At 55.2% G+C, this 25,917-nt stretch carries 12 protein-coding genes; 1 reads left to right on the top strand and 11 read right to left on the bottom strand.

The features are described 5' to 3' along the window. The first annotated feature begins 88 nt into the window (after positions 1-88). Positions 89-1,546, top strand: a complete 1,458-nt coding sequence (locus P7A97_RS18315; RefSeq protein WP_277691778.1) for an RES domain-containing protein — start codon at positions 89-91, stop codon at positions 1,544-1,546. A gap of 666 nt (positions 1,547-2,212) precedes the next feature. Here the strand turns inward: P7A97_RS18315 and P7A97_RS18310 are convergent. The 11 genes from P7A97_RS18310 to P7A97_RS18260 all read right to left on the bottom strand — a co-directional run bounded on the left by P7A97_RS18310 (position 2,213) and on the right by P7A97_RS18260 (position 25,911). Continuing rightward, complete coding sequence (locus P7A97_RS18310; protein ID WP_277691777.1) at positions 2,213-3,421, bottom strand: hypothetical protein; 1,209 nt, start codon at positions 3,419-3,421, stop codon at positions 2,213-2,215. Between the two features lie 14 nt (positions 3,422-3,435). After that, positions 3,436-4,191, bottom strand: a complete 756-nt coding sequence (locus tag P7A97_RS18305; protein WP_277691776.1) for a DUF429 domain-containing protein — start codon at positions 4,189-4,191, stop codon at positions 3,436-3,438. Between the two features lie 153 nt (positions 4,192-4,344). Further along, positions 4,345-5,481, bottom strand: coding sequence for a DUF3883 domain-containing protein (locus P7A97_RS18300; RefSeq protein ID WP_277691775.1), 1,137 nt, complete (start codon positions 5,479-5,481; stop codon positions 4,345-4,347). A 93-nt stretch (positions 5,482-5,574) separates the two neighbouring features. Continuing rightward, entirely contained in the window at positions 5,575-8,910 is a 3,336-nt protein-coding gene (locus tag P7A97_RS18295; RefSeq protein ID WP_277691773.1) for a DEAD/DEAH box helicase family protein, read from the bottom strand. Between the two features lie 40 nt (positions 8,911-8,950). Continuing rightward, complete coding sequence (locus P7A97_RS18290) at positions 8,951-14,080, bottom strand: RecQ family ATP-dependent DNA helicase (RefSeq protein WP_277691770.1); 5,130 nt, start codon at positions 14,078-14,080, stop codon at positions 8,951-8,953. A 116-nt stretch (positions 14,081-14,196) separates the two neighbouring features. Continuing rightward, positions 14,197-14,394 carry an AlpA family transcriptional regulator gene (locus tag P7A97_RS18285; protein ID WP_277691769.1) on the bottom strand — a complete coding sequence of 66 codons (198 nt, stop codon included), beginning with the start codon at positions 14,392-14,394 and terminating at the stop codon, positions 14,197-14,199. Between the two features lie 97 nt (positions 14,395-14,491). Next, on the bottom strand, positions 14,492-15,616 hold the full coding sequence (mcrC, locus tag P7A97_RS18280) for a 5-methylcytosine-specific restriction endonuclease system specificity protein McrC (protein ID WP_277691768.1): 1,125 nt from the start codon (positions 15,614-15,616) through the stop codon (positions 14,492-14,494). Continuing rightward, positions 15,616-17,832 (bottom strand): AAA family ATPase, encoded by a 2,217-nt coding sequence (locus tag P7A97_RS18275; protein ID WP_277691766.1) that lies wholly within the window; start codon positions 17,830-17,832, stop codon positions 15,616-15,618. The genes mcrC and P7A97_RS18275 overlap by 1 nt, the downstream gene beginning before the upstream one ends. A 126-nt stretch (positions 17,833-17,958) precedes the next feature. Beyond that, positions 17,959-21,207, bottom strand: a complete 3,249-nt coding sequence (locus P7A97_RS18270; RefSeq protein WP_277691764.1) for a DEAD/DEAH box helicase family protein — start codon at positions 21,205-21,207, stop codon at positions 17,959-17,961. Then, the gene (locus tag P7A97_RS18265; RefSeq protein ID WP_277691763.1) at positions 21,207-22,748 is read right to left on the bottom strand and encodes an AAA family ATPase; all 1,542 of its coding nucleotides are present in this window, start codon (positions 22,746-22,748) and stop codon (positions 21,207-21,209) included. The genes P7A97_RS18270 and P7A97_RS18265 overlap by 1 nt, the downstream gene beginning before the upstream one ends. 1 nt (position 22,749) lies before the next feature. Further along, complete coding sequence (locus tag P7A97_RS18260) at positions 22,750-25,911, bottom strand: DNA methyltransferase (RefSeq protein ID WP_277691762.1); 3,162 nt, start codon at positions 25,909-25,911, stop codon at positions 22,750-22,752. Positions 25,912-25,917 lie beyond the last annotated feature (6 nt).

Raw genomic sequence — 25,917 nt, 5'->3', positions numbered from 1 at the left:
CACGGCTAGTTCAGCGACAAAGCGATCCTTGCATGCGCAGATCGAGGACGAGGATGATGGCGTGTGCGCGGAGGGAGGATCAGGTTTCATGCTGTATACCGACGAAAGCGACGAGATCAGGGCCAAGCGCATTTGCTTCGAGTGCGTCGGTGAGGTGTACCTGTCCGACGAGATCGAACGAACTGGCGAGGAGGGTAAGTGTTCCTATTGCGGAGAGACCGGGCAATCCTGGACGATTGATGAGCTAGTGGATCGGATCGAGACGGCATTCGAGCACCACTACACTCGCACGTCAGATCAACCAGACTCATGGCAGGAACGGCTGCTGGCGGACAAAGAATCCGACTACGTCTGGTACCGCGATGGCATCCCAGTCCTTGAGGCCATTGAGAACGCTGCCGAGATGCCACAAGAGGCGGCGGTGGACGTGCTATCGCTCCTTGAAGACAAGCACGGAGACTTCGATTCAGCCGCCATGGGTGAAGAGACCGAATTCTCATCCGACTCGTACTACGAGGAGAAGGGCTCCAGCGAGCAGGCTTGGCAGATGGAGTGGCACCACTTCGAACAATCGCTGAAGTCGGAAGCCCGGTTTTTCAGCCGCACTGCTGCTGCCCATCTTGCGTCGATCTTCGGCGATATCGACAAGCTCAGGACAACGGACGGTCGCCTGCTCGTGGTAGACGCGGGGCCGCAGTTTCCGCTAGACCACCTCTATCGTGCCCGTGTTTTCCAGTCGGATGGGAAACTCAAGGAAGCACTGTGTCGTCCGGACCTTCATCTTGGCTCGCCGCCAGCGCGCCTTGCCACTTCCGGCCGAATGAACGCACAAGGCATTTCTGTCTTCTATGGTGCGACGGACGCAAGTGTTGCGATTGCTGAAGTGCGTCCTCCCGTGGGAAGCAGGGCCGTAGTTGCTAGGTTCAGCATCATTCGTCCGCTTCGGCTCCTTGACCTAACCGCACTGGGGGACGTGCATGACGAAGGAAGCATCTTCGATCCGTCCCTCAAGGACAGGCTCGAACGGGTCGCCTTCCTGAGATCCCTGGGGCGGCGGATCACCCGGCCGGTCATGCCAGATGACCAAGACTTCGACTACCTGGCGACGCAGGCGATCGCCGACTTCCTTGCAACAGAAAACGAGCCGCGACTCGATGGGATCATCTTCCAATCAGCACAGTCGAAGGACGGGCGCAATGTCGTTCTCTTTCACATGGCTGCGCAGGTTGAAGCGATGGAACTCCCGAGAGGCACCGAGATTGAGGCGTACACCGGCTATGGGTCCGAGGACGGATGGGAGGTCGAGTACTATGTCAGCGAGCAAGTGCCTCTTCAACCCGCTTCAGCAGCCCCGAGGCCAGGCGACGTGACCGGATTTCTGGTGCCTTCTGGCACCACGTCTCATTGGGATCATGACGTACGGGACATGACGCTCCGGATAGACCCCAAGTCTATTGAGGTCCATCACGTAGACTGGGTCCAGGTACAGTGCACACCCCACACTGTTGATCGCCATCGCAGCGAAAAGCGCGACAGGGATTTCTGACTGGCCCGCTAGCCCAAAAAACACTTGTAGCTTGTCTGAGCGCGCTGACACCCACGCCACCTAATCTTGGGAGCGGCATGCGCCCCGCGCATCCTTCTCATGGCCGCCCTTCGTCGGTGCCCTCTAAGGAAGCGTTTTCTTTTGGGAGCAATCGGGTGGTTAATACGAATGCAAATGCCCGGTCAGGTGGAATGCAATTGGATGGTCAAGTCAGTGCAATTACGCACCTACCAACTCCCGCACTATGCTCGCCGGATGGGCGAGCGATATGCCTATTTGCTGACTGCACAAACCGTGAAGCAACGTGTCGCAAAAAGCACATTTCGAGTACACGTTACGCTCATATGTCGTCACTAACGACACGTGTGGCAGGTGCGACATTGCACTGACCTACCTATAGAAATAGGGTCGACTCAACCTGAAAGTTTCCATTTCAATTCCCTATTTTGAGGCCTGCCTGTTTCCGATACTGGCCCCGCACGCAAATTTCTGCGGGCATCAACTGAGGGAGACGGCCATGAGCCAGAAAAGTGATCAAGACAACCACGCTAACCAGCTGAACCCGAACCATGACTCCTACTGGGAGTCACGTGGGTACGATGAGCGTCCTGAGGACTGGGAGGATCGAATCTGATCCCCCGAATTGAAGGCGCCTGTGTGGCGCCTTCAGTTTTCTAAGGGCTTGCCCAACAAGCGGCGTGCCATTCGGTACTCTGTTTCATACACATCCATTAGCGAGATCACGAGCTCTGTAGGCCAACCAGAACGCTTTAGATCTCGAATTAGCAAGGACATCGTCTCGGCGAAGCGAAACACGCATGCCCCCTGCCAGTAATCTGCTTTCGCATCGAGTGGCAGATCACCTCTTTGCCGGATGTGCAGGTCATAACTGACCTTGATCAGATCAAGAAGCATCTGAAAAGACGGGCGCCCACCTTTGAGTTGCATCCAGTTCCGCAACAAGCGAATTCGTGATTCCGGCTCCATGCCATCGTGCGCTGCCCATAGCTTTCCAAGATAAGTGACAGGCCCTGGCCTTTTCTTGGTTAGCCCTGCAAGGGAAGCCAGCTTTTCGAGTGCGGCCTGCATGGGGTTTGACCAAGACTGGTTTGATGCGCACCACGTTGGTATGACCCAGGCTGCATGGATGACATTCTGTGTTCCTTCCTCTAGTTCAAACTCCCAGTTACCTACCTGCGAATCTGCCATAAACCATGCAGCCAACCTGAGCAGTGTCGCCAGGCTATCAGCAGACATCAGCTGCGCAAGTGCTCTGCTCTGCACAAGCTCGTCTTCGCTGAGGTCATGCAGCAGATCAAGTATCGACTGACGACTTGCCGGACATCCGAGCTGTTCGACCACATCTGATGAGGTGTAAGCAGCGAACCGGTCATGCTTATTTGGCAATAAGCGAATCACTTGCCCACTGAGATCCGAGAGCGCGTAGAGCTTGGCCTTCCAGTAGTCCAGTACTACAGGGTTAGGGCGCGACAGCTCTAGAAAGCCAAGCCAGCTTGTGATTGTGGGAATGGTAAAGCCTTTTTCCATTTGAGCTATGGAGAGCTCTGTTGCCTGCCTAGGCATAGGTACAGCACGTATGAACCTGTGTTGCGGCTTGGTGGAAACATCTGAAGCAGATTTAGAAAGGTACTTCAGCGCAGTCTTGCTCGTTGGGAGCCCTCCGCGTATTTCCTTGATTGCCTCCCACAGCGAGCGGAGATTGATATCCAGCAAGGCATACACCTTCTCCACTGGAAGCAACAGCACAGCCTCACGGAGGTAAACCTCTTTCTCACCAAATGCTGCCAGGTACTCTGAAATTTCTTCCTGACTGAGTATCACGCTGTCTTCATATGTCGAAGCTTTCGCATCCATTACGTCTAGCAACCTCAGCCATCGACTGGAACGAAGATCCAGCCTTCCTTGACGGGTACATTTTGCTCCGGCTGGAGCAGCTTTTGTGGCTGGAGGTGAAATAGCCAGGCGATCAAGGCGCAGGTCAGTGCGTCGAGCTGATCACCATGCTGGAAACCCTCAGGTAGTTCACTACCGGCTTGCCTACTAATACCGAATCCTTCGTGCAATTCGGCCATGGTGGCTGAACGCTTGCAGGCACTAGGGTATGCCTCAATAGCTCGCAACCGCGCACTGTCCGTCCATACCCCGCAGGTCTCAATTTGAGGAGCGAAGCGGGCCAGCACATGCATGCCTTTGGTCGCCTGGCTACCGATCATGTCCTTCAACGCTGATAGCGGACTGAGCCCACGCTCAAAGAGAAAACGCTCAGTTCGGCGAAACAGGTATGGGTTTTCGGCTGACCGATCAATCGAATCAGCTGCATGGCAGTTAACCAGTAGATCAATAAACCCCTGAGAAAATCCCAGCGGTGTATCGATGGCCAAGACCACTCGTGCGGATTGGTACTGGCCTTCTACTCCGCAAAGGCTGAGGAGTCGAAGAAGGAAATCATCTGTACACACAGACTGATTGATCACGCGGCGAAGGCTACCGCGCCAGGGCTTCCCCATGAGCTTCCGCTGGCCATCAAGTACGACTAAAGCATCCCGGCTGTTGGGGTTCTTGTCGCAGTTCCAAGCCCCTACGTCCCACCCAATGAAAAGCCCTGGGCTTGCTGTAGCAGTCATGTGAGTCGCCCCTTCTTTCCTAGATGCCTTCACGCCTCAATAATGGACTTCAAGCCGGTGCGGAATAGTCCGCTTTTCGCCGACTGGAGCCAGTGTGCGGGTTGAATCCACAGTCGATTGCAGCCATTTGAATCATGACTACCGATCCAACCTTCAACTCACGAAACTCCGGAAGCTTGCTCGAAAATCCGTCGGTTTTAGGTGCACGTGCTGGGTTAGATCGCCGTTGAGCGTGAACAAGCGCGGCCCCTCTCTGAATTGGAATACCCGGTAGAGGTAAAACTGGTTTCCGACTTCCTTCGAAAACTCAAGCTCGTTGTGGCTCACCAGGAAGGACGAAGCGACGCTGCCATTGGTGGTTTTGACCTCGATGAAACGATGCCGCACGGCGTCTTCGAACGACAGAATGTCGAAGCCAGCTCCATCCCCTTGCGTATCTGCCACCCAATCCAGGCGCTGGAATAGTTCAGGATTACCCATATCGGTCAGCCGCTGCTGCTCAAATTCGATAACCCACTGCTCCCCTGCCCGCCCCAGCTTGCGGTTAGCCTCATCGCGAGCGGCAAAGTCGAGCTTGCGCGGCAGCCGTTGCCGAACGGCACCAGAGCCACGCACAAGCTCATCACGCGTCGGAGCCTCGACCAGTGCAGCGAGATACGTCTTCTCGCTGGGCAGCTTTACCTCCTCCATTGCATCGACGATGGTACCTACAAGCTGCTGGTGCCTAAGTACATACGCGTGTACAGCTTTGCGGAGCAGCAGCTGGCTGTTGCCTCTTGGCTTGTAGCCGTTGATGTAGGGAAGGCCCAGCGCGTCGAGTACGGCGCTGATGTTCTGGTGTTTGAGCTCGACCGAGGATTTACTGCGACCACTCAGCAGTCGCCGTAGCGCCTGGTTGTGTTCGGTCTTGTTGTAAGACCGTCCAGCGGCTTCAGCGCGTAGCATTTCAAAATAGTCGCTAACCGTGGCCTCCACCTCAGCTTCCGACCAGTCTTCACCGATGCGGATGATGGTAAAACCGAGGGTAGTTAGCACAGGCACAACCGTGGCTTCGCCGCCCGAGAAGCTGTCTGCGCTCAGCGGCCCCTGGTCAGGGAACTGCTTGCCGAAGGCGACGCCGGCAATTGCTTTGGAGTCGCAGTCGACCCCTGTTTGGGGATCACGCACCAGAAAATCGCGTGATTTACCAAAGCCATATCGCGCCAGGAATTTCGTTCTCCCAAGCTGCACAAATTCATCAATAGCAGCCTGTACAGCCACCGGACTTCGAAGCAGGGAGAGCAGAGACATCGGTTCCTTCCTTTCTCAGTTGCATCAGGCGACGTGGAACGCAACGCAGCCCGCCAGTAATCCACCCTGAATTCTCTGAAGTAGCATGGCAGATCATGCGCTGCCAATGACTCGAAGCTTCATCGCGCGGGTTTCTAACAGATACGTTTCAACCCCAGCCAACAGATGCAACCCCTCTTCGTTAACCGCTGCGCGCGATAACCCTGGCTGTACAATTCGAACGTCGAACTCATAGCGATAATCTTGCCAGCTCGCCTTCAGCTTCTTGAGCGATGCTGCGGTACCCAGTTCGAATCGAGAACTCTGCCCCTTTTCGAGACGAAGCTTCTCTCGCTTCAGCATGTGAGCAAACATGCGGTTCGGGCGATCGCGCCACCGAGCAGATTTCTGCGCTTGCCCGCAGACCTCGTAGAGATCTCCGAGGCGAGATCCAGGGGTATCACTGCTTGAAAACTTGCAATGGTAGAGCGTGACCTGCACTAAGCTGTCAGTGACACGCAGAGAAACCACGTCAGCAATTTCCCCTTTCCCGTCATCGTCAAAAATCAGGTCATATACGTTGCCATCGGAGAGCAAGTATTCAATGACCTTACGCTGGACAGAGTCAGGGCGTTTCTCGACACCTTGAGATTCGGCCCGTATGTTGGTGGCGGCCCAATCCCACTCAACAATCTTGTCAGTTGGGTACGGCTCAACAGACACGCCGTCAGGCAGCGCGTAGAGATGGCTGTAGATCAGAAGCGACCCATCGCCAAAGTCGATCTGAGGCGCATCGTCTCCAAACGACTCAGATAACGTCTTCACAGCACTGCCAATCTTAATGGTTGTCTCCGCCCCCACTCGCTGTGGATAGCAGGCTCCCCCATCGTTGAACTCGATTTCAAACTCGGCGAAATAGGCGTCGCTGGTTACGGCGAATCGCAGCGGACCGGTTCTCTCATGACTGAGAAGCTCGATATCGCATTCAGCGAACGGGACAACCTGGTCATCGAATCTGATTTCTATACGTTCCTCGATCTGCGTCATTAGCGACTCCGGCCAGTGAATCGCGACGGGAGGAACGGCAGGCCTCTCGCTGATCAGACGAGGTCGCATTGCACTCTTGAACACTTCATCAGTCGTGATTCCGGAATCGCTCACCAACCGACCAATTCCCTGGCACCAATCCACCCAATCGGTCAGGTCTCGGACCGGAGTGATCGACCAGAACTTACCTTTCACCGAGCAACCACGAATGGCCGGCACACCATCTAGGAAGCCAGTGGCGAAGACATTGTTCTTGATTCTGGACTGCTTAGCGGTGTCGAGTCCGTCAGCGACATCAACGCCCATGTACATGGAGTAGCGCACTCCGCGGCCCTGATGATGAGTGAGTCCCAGATTGCGCAGAATCAGCCGTTTGAAGCCATGAAGACTCCGAAACACGTCTTCACCCTCGATTCGGCGCGCGGTGTCGCCACAGATAGCCTTGGCAAGCTTGTCATGAGGGCCTTTCATGGAGCTGCTAATGAACAGCAGTCCAGCGTCCTCATCCCAATGCATCATGTGCAGATCCCAGATGACATTGGTGGCTTGCTGAGCTGTAGTCCATCCCGCCTGTTCTTCATTACGCGTAACGAATATGGCGACTCGGCGCTGCTGATTGAGCTTCATGCCGCGGTACACGCCAGGTGAACAGAGATCCTCTACTCGCAGCGGATCCCAAGCTTCGCAGGTCGTCCTGTAGACGACAGCATTCATCTTGGGTTCCAACGTCTGCAGGGGAATGTCGCGGAGATCGCCCGTGAAGCCCCGAAACATTTCGGCACGCCGCACCTGCCGTTCGATCCGGGCAGAACTCAGCGCCTCGACCAACGTATTCCAGTCGGCATCCTCCGCATAGAGCTTCGCCAACGAGCGGTCGACGTCATCCACGCCAGTGTTGGCGATTACTGTTGCATCGCCGAGCCTGGGGTCCTGTCGCGTGAACCGACCCACGAACTGAATAGTGACAGCAATACTTTTATGCGGGTCGTGCAGGCCGGCGATCTTGAGCTCCGGCAAGTCGAAGCCCTCGCCGAGCATGTCAACGCACACAATAATCCGGCTGTCGAAACGGCGCAGCGCCGTAAGGCTTGCACGCCTTTCCCGTGCGGACTGGTTGCTGTGAACAAGGACAGGATTGTGTTGTGGGAACCGCCGGCTGTAGAGCTGATGAAGCTCCTTGGCGCGTTCAATTGTGGAGCACCGCGCCATAGCCAGGTGGTTTAGACCAAGGCTGAGATCGCCTTGAAGAATCTCACCGAGCTTTTCGGCAATCGCCTCATCGGCCTCGGCTTGACCCAGACCAAAGACCGCCTCGAAGCGGATCGGCTTGAAGTAGCCTTCTACCTGCGCTTTCTTGAGCGGGTAGGTATAGATGAACTCGCCATCGACTCGTCGTCCATCCTCTCGAAATGGAGTGGCAGTGAACTGGAAAATAGGTAATGGCAGTTCACGATCGACGAAGAGGCTGCGGAATCGCGCCCAGGTCGGAGCCGCAATGTGGTGGGCCTCATCGATGAAGAGAGCGGATGCGTGATCAGCCATACGCTCCTGGATCTGGGCGTCGGCGCGACCAGCAATCTGCATGGTAGTCACCACCACATTGGCGCTGCCGAAGATCTGATCCACTTCATCCACCGCGGTGGGAATGTGGCAAAGGCGCATTACTATTGGGTAGTCAGCTCTTGAGCTGAGGCACTCCTGACGCCTGAGCACACCAAAGGTTTCAAACTTCCCGGCGATTTGCTCACGTAACGCGTCGTTCGGTACTACAACCAACAATCGCTCGAAACGCTGGTGAGCATTCAGCGCGAGCATAGTTTCCGTCTTGCCGGTACCTGTTGGCATGACAATAGTGGCAGGTGAGCCTGATCGCGTGAGGTGGGCGAGAGAGGCATGCAGCGCTCCAATTTGGGGGCGGCGTAACCCTGGTGTAGCGGGCCTGTCCCCCTTAGCGGGGCGGCTTTCACGGAGTTGGAAGGCGTCGTCCCAAGAGGCCGTAATTGCTTCGAGTCTTGATTTCCGAGCAACTGCATCGAGTGTGCTTAAGTCGATCGTGGTGTTGCCAACCCAACGGCCTTCACCTCGCTCAAGTGCCAGAGAAATTTCTGCAGGATCTGAAGCCCCAGCAACCAGTAGAATCAAGTCTGCATTGAGTTGCGTTGCCGTCTTAGCGCTGATAATCCTCAGAATCTCGCCGGTTTGTAAGGTCGCTTCATAGCCCGCAATTTGACGAACTGAGAACGGCCGTAACCGGCAGAGCTCACGCTTTTCTGGACTTTCAAGTTGTCGAACTGGGTTGTCGAGTACCTTGCAGTTGATTGCAAAGCGCTCTGGAAGCAACAGCGATACCTCCTCGTAGAAGAGATCATCCTGAGTAGAGATAAGGGGGGCATGCACTGTCATTAACAGTCTCCGTAATCAACTCAGGGCACGATCCCTGACCCTATAACGCAGGCTGTGGTACGCCACAGAGCCTTGGAACCACAATCTCCCAGCGCTCGCATTTCTGCAGAGACCGATACTGCTCCTCGCTGTCCTCTAGGAACCGAACCACCACACCCGCAACCTCGCATCGCTCAACCTCAAGATCCAGCTTAAAGGACTGAGAAGTCCGCCCGATAACTCCCCCCTGACCGTCCCGTATCAGGTAGCGCTCGCCTTGCTGTTCAAGCTTCAGCTCCGCTCCCGGCTCCAAGCACCTCAACGCCTCATGGATAGGATCAGTTAGAGGGCTACGCCCAGCAAAGCCAATGTCGATGTCTTTCAGACTGAGCTGCAGGTAACGCCGCTCCAAGGCTGCACTGTAATCGCCGGTAAAGGTCTGCTGCGCGATGTCAGTCGACAGACAGCCACTGAAAGGATTCGCTGCACTGAACTCACACAGCGTCAGCGTCTGCTCTGCGCGCGTCATACCCACGTAGTACAACCGGCGCTCATCGTTGAGCCCCTCAGTCTGAACATTCCAGCCACCATCAAGCAGTACGACATGCCTGAACTCTAGGCCTTTCGCTGAATGCACCGTGCCCAGATACAGGCCACTCTTGGACTGCTGGCGCATCTCCCGAGCGTAGTCATAGAGCCAGTCAACAATTGCAGAACTGTTGAGCTGGCACTCACCCAGCTCGACCTGCAACTGGGTGAAAGCCTCCTGGAAAAAGCTACGCCAGCTCTCACTCACCCCAGAAGACACCTGCTGCAATGCCATAGCAGCCGAAAGCGCCTCGTCGACTTCTCGAAGTCGATCAACAACCGCCACAAAATCACGCTGCCGAGTGATGGGCAGCGCACTGTCTTTATCCGAGGCCAGAAAGTACGAAACTCCGGCAAGCTCGCAAAGCGCCTGGACTGGCCACAGATACTGATGGGTACGGGCAAGAATGGCGCATCCACTCCAGCTACCCTCTTCCAATGCCAACAGTCGCTTGAGTTCGCGTATAGCTGCCTGCGCCTGGAGGTTGCCAACAGCTCTATCGCTGGATTCAACGGCCAGTCGCGTGACTCGCCCAGATCGACCTGAGTCGAGCGTCTGCCACTGACCACCGAGAGGATCTGACTGGCGCTCCCGGTTGATTCGGATGGGATAGGACGCTTTCAAACGCCCTGGGTTGTTGCCAATCAGCTGATTGGCCGAAGAAATGATGTGCTGAGTAGATCGATAGTTCTCGACGAGGTAGCTGGTAGCAGCAGAGTAATCCTCACGAAAGCGCTCAATGTAGCGGTTGTTGGTATCGCGCCAGGCGTAGATGTTCTGGTCATCGTCTCCCACCGCCAAAATACACAACCGCCCTTCCTCATTGGATTGTCTACCGGCAAGCGCACTCACCAAACGGTATTGCAGAGCATCGATGTCTTGGTATTCATCAACCAGGATGTAGCGGTAGCCACGTAACAACTGCTCTCGCAGGTCGTCCTCGCCATCGGCCGTTCCCTTTCCCTCCAAAAGCTCAACAGCGTCCTCTAGAACCTGTTTCAGAGCCCCCTCGTCGACAACATCCTTACGCTCAAAACGAGTGCCGGTCAGCCGCATGGCCATGCTGTGGTAAGTCATGACGCTGACGCCGTAGGCATCAGCTCCAACCAGGCTCAGGAGGCGCCTTCGTATTTCATTGGCCGCATGTCGATTGAAGGTCAACGCCACAATTGCATTGGCAGGAACCCGTCGAACACGCAGCAGGTACGCAATACGGTGAACGATTACGCGAGTTTTGCCAGACCCTGGCCCGGCTAACACCAAGCGATTAACGTCGTCGTCATCGACAACAATGAGTCGCTGTTGAGTGCTCAGATCCTCAACGATGGATCTCCAGGACTCTTCACTGGTGGCATGCTTAAGTACCTCTTCGCGGCCAGCGAAATAGCGCTGCAAGAAGGCATCTTTTGAGTCCGTGAAATAGTGCAGCACCAGCTCCAGCGCGCTCGCCATAGCGCCGAGCGCGACCTCGGCATACTCACGCATCACATGGACCTGGATACGCTTTTCGCTGTAGTGCTCATCGAGACGCAGGTAATCGTCTTTGAGGTAGCTGCCCTTCTTGTCTGCGTTTACCTCAATGGTCATTGCTCGACGCATCACAGTCATCCCGTGATTGAGCGTCAGTACCTCCTGCTTGTGCATATACAACAGCACATGCTCAATTGCCCTGTGACGCTGGTTCGGGGGGATCACCTGTGAGAGCTCAAGGTCCGACTCGATCACACCGACCAACTCACCGAAGGTGGACTGCACCATCAGATCCTTGCCCTTAGAGGCTGGAGCCAGCTTTCCTATCAAGAACTGAAGTAGCTTGCTGGCAATGACTCGGCGCTTTTCACCAAAACGTTCAATCTGCGACCAGCTGTACTTACCTTGAACTTTCAGCTTGATGTAGTCGTGATTGACCTGCTTAAGCTCAAAACTGCTGCGTGGCTGGCTGTTGCTTTCACGATCTTGAGAGAGACTTCGCAGTAGGCGAAGCACCTGCAACGGGATGACATCCTCGTGCTCTAGTCTGGCTTTGAGCCCCGCCGTCAGTGCCGCGAGATTGAGATCTTGCCAACTACCATCCTCGGCATCTGGCGCCAGCTCGCTGAGTACCTCGAATAGCGTTCCCTCCAAAGCCAGGGTCTGTTCCAGGCGTTGAATGGAGGCGTCCACCACCCCGTGACGCAGCAAGACGGTCAGTTGGGTGTCGTTGACGAGTAGGCCCAGCTCCTCCATTTGCTTAAGGGTGCTAACAACTTCCTCAGAAGTCAGGCTAGTGAGCAACATCAGGTTGTCCGTATTCACCCGCTCATCGGCGTCGGCCTGGTAGAGGTATTTCAGAATTGCGCCGAACTCTTCACGTCTCCGCTCCGACAGATTGGCCTTGAGCAAACGCTGCTCGGCGTCCGCTTCACCCAGACTCAGGCGCGCCGGAAAAATCTGTGTACTGTTTTCCTCTCGCTTGAGGTATTGCCCCCGCTCCAACCAGGCAACCGCGGTGACCACTTTGGTTTCAGCATCACTATCATCAGCATCGAACGAGGTCTCGACGGTCTCATCCATGAGAATCTCGCCAGCGGTGATGACCAGTTCGCCGCCCTTACGCCTGGCATACTCGAAACGCAGCTTGCGGAGAATTTGTTGGATGTCACGGAGACTAAGCTTGGAGCGCTCGCACAACCCAAATTGGGTCTCAATATCCTGCGAGTCATAAAGCAGCACACACCGTGCTGCATCCTGGTCACGCCCTGCCCTGCCTGCCTCTTGAAGGTAGTTCTCCAGCGAACCAGGAATGTCTGCGTGAACTACCAGGCGGATATCGGACTTGTCGACGCCCATGCCAAAGGCATTGGTGGCAACGATGATGCGGAGCCGCCCAGCCTTGAAGTCGTCCTGGATATCCTTCTTGTCATTGGGTTCAATCCCGGCGTGGAAATGGCGGCACGGCCATCCCTGCCCGACTAGAAACTCTGAAAGCTCTTCAGCGCCCCTGCGACTTGCAACGAAAACGACCGCACCACCGTCCTGGCCGCCGAGGTGATCCTCAAGCAATTGATGGGTTCTGGGCCATTTCTCGCCACGACTGCAGGGCAGCACTTCAAAGCTAAGATTCGTCCGCTCATGAGTCCCCAGGAACTGATCAAACTCAATCCCGAGGCCTTCCTTGAAATGCGCACGGATATCAGCCAAAACATCCGGCTTAGCCGTTGCAGTGAAGCAGCCAATGGGGGCCAGGGGTTGATTGCCTGTGTGCTCGCGAATGAAGCGCGAGGCGTACATGTAATCCGGACGGAAATCGTTGCCCCACTTCGACAGGCAGTGGGCCTCATCGAAAATCCAAGCGCCGATCTGGCGCTGGCGTATCGCACGCCGGAAAGCCTTGTTGCGGAACTGCTCAGGAGATACCAGCAGAATGCCGACATCGCCCATCTGGACCTTCTCCAGCACATCCGCACGCTCAGGCATGGTCAGCAGGCCATTAAGTGTCGCAGCACACTGCACATTTCGCTCAAGAAGCCCGTCAACCTGATCTTTCATCAGCGACTGCAGAGGCGAAATGATGATGGTCAGGCTGCCGTTACGATGAAAACGATTCAACGCCGGCAGTTGGTAACACAGCGATTTACCACCACCGGTTGCCAGGATCGCGAGCACATGTCTGCCCTGCATGCCTGCGAGAACCACATCGTGTTGCAGGCTTTGACCCGGGCGTTCGTAGCGGAAATCAGCAAAGCCGAAGTAGCGCTTCAGCTCATGGCGCGGATCGTGGGTAGTGCAGCAGTATCGGCAGTCTGAACGGCCGCAGGGAACGTCCCGGAGCTCAGTAATCAATCGCCCAACAGCAGAGAACTGATGCCGCACCCAAGGCGCAAGGACAGAGTTGCCCCCCGACACCCTCAACCACGCAAGGGCATAGGCCAAAGGCAGATGTAAATCCATCTGCTCAAGGTCCTCAGCCAGGAGAGCTTCCAACCGAGTTCTACATACCTTGAGATCACGATCCAATGATGGATCGGTCTCCGCCAACAGACTCGGAATGAGCCGCTGCAGATCCTCAATCGGAACTGCAGTCTGCCCGGTTAGCGAAGCGAAGAATGATCCCAGATCACTTTTTATGCTTGGGGCAAGCAGTGCCTGGTAGCAGAGCAGCTCAGCACGATTGGTCTCATTCAACTGCGCAAATGCATCCCGCTGATCCCTGAACAGAACCAGCGTCGAACGACAGTCCGCAAGCGGCGAGTTGAGACTGTCTCGGATGAGTTTGTAATCCTTGACCAGCCGGTGATAGGGGTTCTGCGGAAACGCCAGAGGGGACAGTCTTAAGGTGTCGATGACTGGCAGAGAATACAAAGCAAGAGCAGGTGCCTGCTGCTTGAGGATGGGCAAGTCATGTTCGATGACGTTATGCCCCAGAAGAAAGCCAGCACCATCGGACAGCGCATCGACTTCAGCAAGAATCTCGGAGAGATTTTTCGAGACCTTACGATCAAGCTCGACACCGAGGTCAGGCCGCGCTGCCCCGACCTTAAAGATACGATCTGGATGCCCCTCCTTTCCGGGAGCGACCTCCAGATCGATGACCATGCTCTTGGGTTGGGGAACTGATGACATCCCTGACGCGATCCCTGCTACTGCAAATGCCTTATTGCACTTTAAAGGCAAAACGCCAGCAACAGAAGCGTGACACCGCGCTCACAAGGTCGTGGAGCCCCTGCTCCTACTGCACGCTATCGAAGAGAGTCCATCTGGTCTCGTTGGGCAATTCTGCCTTTGATCCACTCGTGGACCTCGCTTTCGACCCAACCAACGCTGCGCCCCACTAGAGGAACAGGTTTCGGAAACTCACCCAAGCCAACGAGTTTGTAAATGGTGGATCTAGCAAGCCCGGTCGACTCGATAACTGCGCTTAACCGTAATACTTTCATCGGGAAAACTCTTGACGGGTTCGTGATACACCATGCCAAACATACCCTGTTCCAGTGAACTCTCGCTCACCGGACGCGCACAACCACGTCACTTCGCTCACTCCTCACTTTCCCGAAAGAAAGACAGTAATTGAGCTCGGATTTCGTTCGCCGAAGCGGTCAGGTCCACAGTGGCAAACCGAATATGGTGCCCTTGGATTACCACCGTCTCGTCGACCATCTGGCCAATCGATGGATGCAGCAACAATCCGCTAGCGCAGTCAGCAAGCGAATCGTCTCTCCCCACCTGCGAATGCAAGTAAGCGTAGATCTGGTACAGGTAGCCGCTACTCAGCGTTACCTCGCGATACCAACCGTTAGTCACGATGGAGGTGAACTTGGTATCGATAACAATCCGGCGCCCAATTTGGGCATGGTCGAGAACTATGTCTGTTCTCATCGAGGGTAAGATACTGTCGATACCGTCGGTTTTTTGCGATATCTGCCAAGCCAGAGTGCCACCGCACTTAACCTGCCACCCCTGCGGGCTCAAAACAACATCGTAAAAGCCACCTATCGCGCGCTCAAAAAGACGACGAACCCAAGTAGCCTCGCGATCCGGCAGCGTAAGCACATTGGCTCCCGACTCCTCGGTTGGGAGCATCAGTTCAAACGCCAGCTTGGCAGCGGCGACCATGAAGCGATCTTCTGCATCATGTCGCCCGAAGCGATCCGCACTCATCTGAGCGCGAGTCGGTGGCTCACCAGACACGCCTAGAGCCTTCATGCCGCCGGCCAATGAGCGACAACGATGGGCGACATCCTTTCTTCGCACTATTCTGGAAATGGACTCCAGCGCCGCACGGACAAAGCGATTGCGCGGGGTGTCGATAGTGAGCTCTTCAAACCGACACGACACCATGCCGCGATCCAGCAGTTGATGACGCTCAGTGGCCAACACATCGATGCGACCACGAACACGATATAGAGCCGCCTCACGCGAGCGATAACCCAAGCTCAAGCGACGGCGTTGCCGCACCTCCACTGCGTGAGCAAGTATCTCGGCAACCAGATCTGGCAGATTATCCGGGTTGTCTTCCAGTCCGATCTTACCTATGCCCCGCATGCGGAACAGATCCGAGGCATACAGCATTAGCAGCCAGAGGTTGCGCACCGGGATGCGGCCGACAAACCCTGACGGATCTGCAGGTTCAGCCTCCACAGGCTGTGCGACCACACTCATTACCATCCTTGCATCAGCCTAACCGTCGCCTTCTGTGCTTCGTCAGGTGCGTCAAACCAGTACTCTTCAAGCAACGGACCAATCTCCGTCTCTACCACCTGCTGGAACCATTTTTTAGTGTCGCCGCTCTCAAGACGGTGTACAGGCGTCACATAGCTGTGACCGATCCGAAACTGCTTACCAAGCCGGGCATCCACTGCAATTTGCTCGTTCAAGTTGGCAATCCGCTGTTCGATATCGGTCACCAGAGCTTCATCGAGGCCGCCCACTTTGACCACCCATTCCCGCCAGACTAAGCCAAGCCTCGGCTCCAGCTCCACGAATGCGAAACGACGGCGTAGCGCCAGATCGACCAGCGCCAGAGAGCGGTCAGCAATATTCATGGTGCCGATCACGTACAGGTTCTCAGGAATGTGGACAGGCCGTCGTACGCCGTCGGCATCCGGATAGCACAGCTCCAATGCCTCACTGGGGGTTCGCTTGCCAGCTTCGAGCAGCGTCAAAAGCTCACCGAAGATCTGCGCCGGATTACCACGGTTGATCTCCTCGATCACCACGACAAATTTTGACGCAGGCTCCTTACGAGCGGCCTTGATGACTTCCATGAATACGCCATCGGCCAAAGACAGCTTGCCTTCTCCGGTCGGACGCCAGCCGCGCACGAAGTCCTCGTATGACAGATTCGGATGGAACTGCACCGCCCGAATCTTGCCGTCGTCCTTCTGCCCCATGAGAGCGAACGCCAGGCGCTTGGCCAGCCAAGTCTTTCCGGTACCCGGCGGCCCCTGCAAGATCAGGTTTTTCTTGGTGCGCAAGCGGTCAAGTAGCAGATCGATCTCGGCACGCTCAAGGAAACAGCCATCCTTGAGAATGTCATCGACGAAATACGGAATGATGGGGGCCTCGAACTGGAACGCCTCGCGCACTTCGCCAACTGATGCCTGTTCGGCGGCAGCATCTGCATCGAGTTCATCCAGGGGGGCCGGCTCATCGGTGGGATCTTTGTACATCCACGACGCCAGTGACAGATCTGGAAAACTGTGCACCGGATAGCTGTCTTCACCAAAGCGCGCACAAAAATCGTCCAGCAGCTTCAAATAGCCACGAGCATCACAAGGCCCCTGCTGGCCGCCAGTGGCTACATTCAGCCCAAGCCGCTTGTTGATGTAGTGACGCGACTGGCTATCGAGTGTTAAAAAATTCCAGGGGTGCGACCAGTACAAACCGGTCGAAAGATTCCATGCCACGCCCCAGACTTGAGTGGCGGCATCGTAGGCCTGAATGAAGGAAGCCCTGCTTTCTGGCTGATCGTTCTCTACCCAGAGACTGGCGGCCGTGAACACTTGCCACAGCGCATCAATGTCGCCCGCACCACGCTTCTCGGCATAGGCAAAAAACCAGGAGCGCTGATTGTTCAGAACGGGGACACCCTCGAAAGAGGGTGGCACCGGCACATTCACCCCAAGAAAACTCGCCAGCTCGCCGGCAATCAGTTTGCGATTGGCATCGGTCATCCCTCGATTGAAGGTCCCCATCACAGTGAATGGGCAAATGTCCTGCAAAGGGCCACTACTGCCATCGGGAAACTTGTCCTGCAAATACCCCAGGCCCGGCACCCGCGTCGCGATTTGATGGATACCGGTAATTAATGCGGACCGATCTTGAGCGTAATCGAGAAGTCTCTCAGCGACGGCCTCATAGAAGTTCGCCCACTGAAAGCGCTGCTTTTCCAGCGTCACCGAACCGAAGCGCTCACGCCAATAGGGCTCATTGCGAAAACGATCCAGATCCTGCGGCTTGCCTTCAAACGCAAAAGCAATCAGGGCATCGTTCATCCAGTCGCCCGGCTGCACGCACCAGATCGTTCCACGATGAGTGTAGAAGTACCACTCCCGCACCGGCCCGGCCTTTTCCCAGTCCACCTTCACCCGCTTGCCGTCGTTCAGGTTCTCGGTAATCGTGCCGACAGCCTTGACCCCCATCACTGAAACAGTTCGACCTCGGTTATCGAAGGGCAACCCATGCTTGCGGGTGTAGGCAGCCTTAATCGCGATCCTCTCCCCTGGCTGCATGGAGCGAACAAGTTCCAAATGCCTATCGTCGTAGCCATTCTCCCAGATGCCTTCATCCAGAAAGCGTGGCATTTGGTCATCCGCACCGTAGCTCGCCCCAACAAACCAAGTTGTGCTTGGAGATGCCTGGCTCTTATCGCGCATGTTCGTCCCTTCAGTCTTAATACCGGATATAGCTGTAGGCCTTATCGAGCAGACCTCACAGGTGACGGTCGAGACTCGTAGTCACCATGTGCGAGGCGTCCAACTTACTGGCATCAGTCAGCCAATTCAGGTAGGTGCGGCGTCCAATACTCTTGAAAAGATGTCGGCGATGTACGAGGCACGTTGCTGTCCTTGAAAAAGCACGTGCCGTTGTGCGAAGTCCGCTTCCGTAGCATGACTGTCACGCCACCAACGCACCGAGCCCAACGGCGTATTTGACACGATGAACGAGTGCAACGAAATTACTCCCTTTCGCCCGGGATCTGTTTCAGCAAGCTTGGCCTCGATTTCTTTGATCGTCTCGAAGAACCTTAGCTTGGGGTCATTGAGCCCTTCGCACCGCAAAATGCCTTTCGGGTCGACGAATATGACGTGTTGGCGGCTCCCGTCTAAGACCCACAAGATGAAGTCTGGGTAAAAGTTTCCAGCCTCAAAGAACCCCACGCCGCGCCCCTTGGACTGGTTGCGAAGCAAATAAACCTCTTTGCCCTCCAAGCAGACAGGTTGGCTCTGGCAATAGGCTCGCAAGTCCACAACAAAGTCTCGTTCACCTTCGTTCAGGTGTACCGGGCTAACGCTAAGTAAGTCGCTGTCCACCCCGTTGCGCAAGTGCAGTAGTGGTGAGTAAAGGTGCTGGTCAAAATAGATGGCTTCGCCCTTGCCACCGATATTGAAGTCGCTCAGGTTGCCGTCGCTAATGTGTTCATTCAGCTCAGTTAGGCGCTGAATGATCAGTTTTTCTGAGCGGTCCACCAGAACCTTGTACGCGTTTATGAAATTGGGGTCTGCCGGGCTCAACTCCTGATAGATGCGATGTGGCGCCTCATACGCATCTTTCTTGACCTTGTAAAAGCGGTCGCAGTACTTGCGCAATAATGCCGTCGCGATCTCTTCCCACTCTTGGACCTTCTCGATACTGTCGGCTTGCATGACCTCTGACGGCACGTACAAGGTGTACCAGTCGTTGCCAGGCTGTAGAAGCGCGCGAGGTATGTCACGACTCAGGTTCAGGTTGTGCCAGCCGCGCTCTGCCTTCAGCTGCTGAAGCTCCATGTAAATGGCGTCGAAATTCATGAAGGCTAGATGGTCTTGACCCAGAAATGCTCGATTTCTCCCCATCTGAATCTGAGAAAAGGCCACGCCACGGCTCGCCTTGGAAGCTACGCGCGGATACCAGTCCAGCACGATCTCCCCTGGCCTCAACGCGATGGTGTCGGCTGTGGCTAGCGTGGCCTTTTCTTCTCTTTTGAAGTTGATGTTCCCGGGCACCTTCACTGTGATCAGAGGCGTAGAGGGCAGCTTGATGCGCACCGGAATGTCAAACGCCTGCCGATCATCAGGCTTCTTGATACCTTCGCCCTCCAGGAACTCGTTGAAACGCTCCATGTAGTCAGACTTGACACCGAACACGTTCAGCGTTTCCAACAGCGGCAGATAAGCGTCCTTAGTTACCCACAAAAAGTCTTTGTCTTTGGCCGCCCAGTGAATGGCGCGACTGCGCTTCAGGCTGGAACCAAACCCCTTGAGGCGCACACCGCGTCCGAACAACTGAATGATCTCGGAGCCTTCATTCTGGCCAACATGCATCAAACCCAGCGTCGAGACTCGGTAGCTGTTCCATCCCTCCGTGAAGCGTTTAGACCCGATGAGCACAGTCAGCTTGGAACCCTTGTCGTTCAATGAGCGGAATAACGAATCGCCAAAGGGCCGTTCAGAAACGTGCAACCACTGCGGATGCTCTTCGCACAGAGTCGCCACTTTCTTCGCATCCCCCACATTCACCACACCAAAAGGTTCTTCTGCGGACCCCAAGCGCAAGGCCAGCTCGCCGTCTCCTCCGGTCAGGTATTCCACATGTAGGCTTCCGCCTGAAGGTGCGTTGAACAGTAATTTGAGGATGTCTTCAAACACAGCCTGAGCACCCAAACCCAGCTGCGCAAGGTATGGGAAGGCCTCGGCAAAAGTGTCGCGCTGCTCCTGGTCAAGCAGGCCTGTATCGCCACTCAACAGCTTTTGAATGTGCAATATGGTCTTAGCTTTGTCGGCCACCAGCTCCGCCAGGAACAGTAAGATATCGACCACATCGGACACTTGTCGCTTGGCTTCTGTCCGAACCGCCGTAACCTTGCTCCCCACAAACACCCATAGGGGCTTATCGATCGAAAAGGCTTTGTACTGCCCATGGCGGTCTTCGTACACACGCAACTGCTGGTAATAACTCAGCAGGCAGGCGGTCAGGTACAGACGCCTCCGCTCGCTGTCGGCCTTGCTGTTCTCTTGCCCTTCAATGTTGAGGATTTTGTAGTCCTTGCCAAAGCCGTCGGCATGGAAGTAGCGATACGAGTAATCAAACAGGATGCTCTTCGAATACTCATCGGCCAGCGCGGCGTCGCTGCCAACGGCTTGACCCAGCGTGGCTGAGTATTCAAAGGTAAAGCCGTCCTGCGCCAGCCGACTGCGCATTTCGGACCACACCTCCCCCTGCGAGCCCCGGTGCGCCTCGTCGATAAACACTAGATTGTTGGTTTCGAACTGGTCGACCGATACGGTCTTCCTCTTGCCCTCCTCGCGCAACTTGTTCATGTCGATCACATCGACCGTCTGCCCCCGGAACAGGCCAAAGCTACCGCCAGTGGTATCCTTGTCAAATGGCGCTGCCGCAATGCCAGACAGTGACAACTCATGCAGGTGCTGGTTTGTCATACCTTCGTTGGGTGTCAACAGCACCACGCGGTTGATGGCCTTAGTACGCCGGTTCTTGGCCAGATAGTGCCGAAACTGCAACATGTTCATGTGCATCAGCAAGGTCTTGCCGCTACCTGTGGCGTTCCAGAGGGCCAGTTTGCGCAGAGAGTCCGTCGTGTAAGGACTGATCAACACCTTCTTGGATTCGCCGAAGTCCAGCAGTGCATTGTTGAAATGCTCTAGATGTACATTTAGCGCTGCCAGCAGGCCATCTGGGTCGCGGAAATACCAATCCAGGTAAACCTCGGCAAACAGCAGCGTCATGTACTGGAAGTACTTCCACTGCAGTCGATTCCCCCGCCGCTCAGAAATAGCGTTGGTGTGGCGGGCAATGTTTGCGTCATAGTCCAGTAACTGCTCGCGTGTCAGCGGACCATTGCTCGGCAACATGCGACTGAGCTCATCGCGGAAACGGAAGCTGCCGTCTTCGTCGCGAAGCTCCAGCGACTCATCGGTCAGTCTTCGGGTGACCTCACGAAAGGTATCCTGATCAAGTTCGCGAGGATGTCCGCCAAACAGACTCAGCAAGAACCGATTTAAAACTAGCTTGTGGGGGAAAGGAACAGCCATCACACAGCCTCCTTCAGATCCAGCCCTAGATTGCCAGCTGACTCCCTCAACCGCTGACGAACGCTGTCAGTGAAAAACGGCCACGCTGCGTCCTTGGTCGCTGCTTCGATCAAGAACCGCTCGATGTTCTCAACACTCAAGCTAAAATTCTTGTGCAGATTGAAGATGATGGATTTGTCAGGGTCAGGAAACACGTTCTGATCGACAAACTCCAGAAAGTTGTTGATCCAGGGATTGGCTTGGCCTGCATCCGCCGTCCTTCGGGCCGCCTCAAGAAGGAAGCGCTCCGGGTTGACTCTACCTCCATCAGGCATCAGTGGCTCGAACTGCACAAACCAGCGTTGGGCATCTTGCTGTGCCTTCACCAAGGCTTCTCCTGTTCCGCTCAATGCTCTCTGGATCTGCGTCTTCTTGTCGTCCTCCGTGGGATAACGATCACCGTCCGTAACCACCAAATTCTTGTTGATGTCACGCCCCTCCAACTCAAGCACAGCGCCAACGGAGAAAGCGTTGTCTATCGCGCCGAACGACGAAATCACCATGTTGGGAAGAATACCCAGCTCCGTACATACTTGCTGCACGATGCACCTGGCCAATGAATCTTCTACCCAAATGTTGATCACACGCATATCTGCTTCATTGCCACTCATACGGTGCAACGACATCGGGCGAAAGCCATTGATGCAAACAACTTTTTCGGGGGTTGCATGAAGGGATCGAATGGACAGCTCCTTGGCAAACTCAACGATTCTGGGCCAATGCGTCGAGAGGACGATCTGGAGATTCTTCTTATCTGCCTGTTCGATCAGCCAAGTCACCAACCGCCTTAAGGCCGCCTCATGGATGGAGACCTCAATCTCTTCGATTATCAGGAACCCTTCGTCGGGCGCGCTAATGACTTCCTGTATGAGTTTAAGTACCTTGTATTCCCCTGCCCCCATGTAGTGAGAGGTGTAAGAGCTCTCCGCTGGTGGCCTTCCTTGCTCAACTGTTGCGACCAGAAAACGACGCAAACCCGTACCCTTGCTGCCTCGTTTTATTGCCTTGTAGCGCCGGTTGAGAATGAGCGACGCAGCGTCAACCATATCTTGTTGCTTCTTCGCGCTGAGATCGAGGTCCGAGACAACAAACTCGAAGCGCGTCTTCTGGCTCTCCACCTCAATGTGTGGCATGCAACTTTGAAGACCAATGAAGCGGTTGTATCGCTCTCGGCGGTTCAATTTTCTTGGCTGCCAGCGATCCTCTTCTTTGCAGTAGACGACCCCATCCGGGCTGTCTGAAAAGTAAACTCGAAGCGATGATCCACGCCAATAGTTCCCGGTGTGTGGCACAAACCAATCAGTCCACCAGCTACCGATGTCAGATTTCTTGACCTGCAGGTGTTCATGAGGTCGGTATAGGCAGGCCAAAGCGTGCAACACAGTGGACTTGCCAATGCCGTTCTCACCCATCAATGCAACAACGCCTTTTTCAGGAAACTCAATCATGAGCTCCTTGAGACGTTTGAGCTTGGTGAACTCGACCTTTACGATCTTGCTCATCTCAGGCCCCCTCCAACGCGAACATGCGGGCGTGGAAGTCCTCCTCAATCAGACGGACCTTCCAGGTCTCATCCGCTCGACGCAGGTTTTCGATATTGTTGTCACCGTTCACATAGATCAGATCGAACTCTGTGTCGCGGCTGTTGTAGGCCTGTTTATCAAACCAGTCGTTCAGAGCTTGGCTATCGACCTCTGTCGTGTTGCGCCACAAAACAAGAATCTGATCACCAGCAGGTGAGGCCCCAGTAACTTCGAGCACGCCCTTGACACGGCGGATGCTTTTCACGCGCAGGCCCAGCAAATAGTTGAAGGTCTCGACCAAATCCAACTTTACGCGCCGGCTTTCATCATTGCGCGTGATCGACATCTCCACGTTGAAGGGGTCGATGAAGCGACTCATGTTGAGCAGGCTGTCCCGACTTTCCACTTCAAGCATGTAGTTGAGGACGTAGCCTTCCCGAAAGCTTGGAACGCTGTCCAGAAGAGCCTGCTGGTCTGCAGTGCGTGCCAATGTCAAGTTATCACAAGCGTCCTCGTAGGACTCCAACCGCACGTATTTGACGATTTGCGAGACACCGTCTTTGGACATCGGCAGACCGTCTGCCCACGAAGAGGCGTACCCCGCTTTTTGGATGCGCGGTTTGAGAACCTTGTCAAAGTGCGCCCCCATCTCGACCAACACATATCGCTGGTCAATCTGGTGTTCTCTTCGCAAATCGATAGCGGCGTGTCCAGTCGAGCCCGAGCCTGCGAAGTAGTCGAGCACCGTCCCACCACCTGTATCCAAGTAGCGAATCATCCGCATCAGATCTGGCCAAGGCTTGGGGTTATCAAAAGCTCTTTGTCCAAAAAGCGCGTCAAATCGTTGGCTAGCAGTTTGTGCATAGCTATAAAAAACGCTGGGCATCACCTGCCCCTCGTTCTCTTCAAATAGATAAGTGATGCCACTTGGAATCTTCGATTCGTCTTCACCGAAACAGATCCGCCCTTTCTCATACTCCTCCCAAAACCTCTCTGCGTTCGGAAAGATCCAGCCACGAGAAGGTATCTTGCAGGGGCGACCAGTATCTGGGTGTAACACTTCATACCGAGGGCCTCCGCCGCCGGGCCAACTCAAGTCTCGGTCATCACGATACGGTCCACGAGCATTGACCTTGTTGAATCGCAAGAGACGCCGCCGAGGGTCTGAGACCGGGATATCGTCGAACCACGCCTTCCAGCCCTCCCGAATGGCATCCCAGTTTTCGGCATGCGTCTTCATCAACTTCTGAAAGACCTTCTTGGCCTCGTCCAATCCTTCCTTGGGTTCTCTGAACTTGACGCCTTGTTGAACCAGGTGATCCTTGTCCTTCGCCCATACCAGCATGTATTCGTGGCCGACCGAGAAGAACTTAGCGTCATTCTTTCGATTGCGATCCCACACCAGCTTGGCCAGTTCGTGGTCTCCGTAGGTAACGTTGAGCAGTGTTGCGAGCCGGTGCATCTCATCGTCGTCGATGCTGACCGTGATGGTGCCCTCCGGCGACTGTAGCGCCTTGCCTGCCAGCAGCCGGTCGTGCATCAAGGACATCCAGGATGAACGCTGATAGGCATCCTTGTAGATGAACTCGTCGCTGCCGGTGTTGTAGGGCGGGTCGATGTAGATGGTCTTGATCTGCTCTCGATAACGCTCGCTAAGCAGGTTCAGCGCCTGAAAGTTCTCTCCATGGACAAGTACGCCTTGGGTGGCTTCATCCAGATCACCAATGCGCGACAAGATGTCGTACTTCAACTCATCATCCAAAAACGCCGTGTCGAGTGTGAGATATGGATGGGCCTTCAGGAATGCTGGCGTCAATGGTGCCGAGTACGGCACCGCTGCCTCACAGAACAGCTCACCGTCCTTGCTTTCAGCAGGCTGCACAACCTGTTGATCGATGGCGAAGAGTCGAATCCACTCTTTACGCTGGTTGCGTGCCTTACCATCCCAATCACAAATGGGAGTCTCTGCTGCGTCGCAAATAGCTGGGTAAAGGGCTTCAGGAACGCGGTCCAGCGTGATCAGCCAGTTTGTCTCCAACACAAACTTTCGCTTGAGCCAGAGCCGCTTCTGGAAATTTTCCAGCTGCGCCAGGAAGTCGATCAACTTATGAGCAATTCGACGCGTGGCTTTGATTCGAGCCAAATAACTTTGAACTTTGGGGGCCGAGTCACTCTCAATGTCATCCAGGTGCATCACCTCATTTTTAACAAAGAAGTCCAGCTCCCTGCGCAAAAAGCGCCCCAAGTCTTTGTGAATGAAGTAGTCGAAGCTGTTGCGCGCGGTATAGTCGGTCAGATGCTTCTCGAGAAGTGTGCGGGTCTTGTTCTTTTCTGTCGCAGCCAGTTGAGAGAGGGCTCCCTTCCAAGCGCCCCAACTAGGAACGCCTTGTGACAATGGGGCACCCTCCGGCAGGCTAAGCAAGCCCTCAATGGCTTGAGCGTTCAGGTCTTTTTGTTTCCGCTTTTCTGCATCAGGACGGTACTCGAAGTAGATGACCAGATCCTCACCATCCAAGAACAGCGGGGCGTCAGCGAGAATGAATCTGCGTTCGCCGCCTTCACTGGCTTTGTTGTTATCTCGCTCGGTGCTGACATAGGTAAGCTCGAAGCGCACACGCCCCTGAGAGGTTTTGAAGGCATACCGGGTGAAGTTCTCGGCAGATTTGATGTAGTACTGGTCTGCGTTCGCCCAGTGCAGTTTCACCTCTTCGCCTTCGTAGGGCATGGCATACACACCCTCTTTATAGCGACGCAAAGAAAGGAAATCGCCGTCCTGGTAGTAGCGACTGAAGAAGGTGTAGAGATCTGAATACACCTGGTCTTCCATGCGATCTAGATCACCACCTTCGGCTAGCTCGGCTTTCAGCTGTTGCACCACCTCAAGGCTGTCGGGGTCGATCTTGAGCTTCTTGGCATTGGCAATTGTATCGGCCAGCTCTTTTTGCTTGTCGGCCATGCCGCCCGGTTGAAACTCTTGCAGCGTGGTGCGCAAAGTGGGCAGCAGGTCTTGCTCTAGGAACTGACTGATCTCGTCCCGCTTGGCGTTCATAATGCGGTAGATGCCAAAGTCCAGTTCCGCCTGGTCCATCTGGAACATCTCTCTGAGCTTGCTGATGAGCTGCTGGCGTTTTTTGTCGTTCATGGTGCC

The organism is Pseudomonas sp. GOM6 (assembly GCF_029537485.1).
Taxonomy (GTDB): Bacteria; Pseudomonadota; Gammaproteobacteria; order Pseudomonadales; family Pseudomonadaceae; genus Aquipseudomonas.
The sequence above is the reverse complement of the archived record's forward strand: the minus strand, read 5'-3'. Positions and strand labels throughout refer to the sequence as shown.

What these genes read in the sequence shown, in the direction of transcription:
- P7A97_RS18300 (WP_277691775.1), bottom strand. Translation starts at nt 5,481, where the DNA reads ATGTCTCTGCTCTCCCTGCTTCGAAGTCCGGTGGCTGTACAGGCTGCT.
- P7A97_RS18295 (WP_277691773.1), bottom strand. Translation starts at nt 8,910, where the DNA reads ATGACAGTGCATGCCCCCCTTATCTCTACTCAGGATGATCTCTTCTAC.
- P7A97_RS18315 (WP_277691778.1), top strand. Translation starts at nt 89, where the DNA reads ATGCTGTATACCGACGAAAGCGACGAGATCAGGGCCAAGCGCATTTGC.
- P7A97_RS18305 (WP_277691776.1), bottom strand. Translation starts at nt 4,191, where the DNA reads ATGACTGCTACAGCAAGCCCAGGGCTTTTCATTGGGTGGGACGTAGGG.
- P7A97_RS18290 (WP_277691770.1), bottom strand. Translation starts at nt 14,080, where the DNA reads ATGTCATCAGTTCCCCAACCCAAGAGCATGGTCATCGATCTGGAGGTC.
- P7A97_RS18275 (WP_277691766.1), bottom strand. Translation starts at nt 17,832, where the DNA reads ATGCGCGATAAGAGCCAGGCATCTCCAAGCACAACTTGGTTTGTTGGG.
- P7A97_RS18270 (WP_277691764.1), bottom strand. Translation starts at nt 21,207, where the DNA reads ATGGCTGTTCCTTTCCCCCACAAGCTAGTTTTAAATCGGTTCTTGCTG.
- mcrC (WP_277691768.1), bottom strand. Translation starts at nt 15,616, where the DNA reads ATGAGTGTGGTCGCACAGCCTGTGGAGGCTGAACCTGCAGATCCGTCA.
- P7A97_RS18310 (WP_277691777.1), bottom strand. Translation starts at nt 3,421, where the DNA reads ATGGATGCGAAAGCTTCGACATATGAAGACAGCGTGATACTCAGTCAG.
- P7A97_RS18285 (WP_277691769.1), bottom strand. Translation starts at nt 14,394, where the DNA reads ATGAAAGTATTACGGTTAAGCGCAGTTATCGAGTCGACCGGGCTTGCT.
- P7A97_RS18265 (WP_277691763.1), bottom strand. Translation starts at nt 22,748, where the DNA reads ATGAGCAAGATCGTAAAGGTCGAGTTCACCAAGCTCAAACGTCTCAAG.
- P7A97_RS18260 (WP_277691762.1), bottom strand. Translation starts at nt 25,911, where the DNA reads ATGAACGACAAAAAACGCCAGCAGCTCATCAGCAAGCTCAGAGAGATG.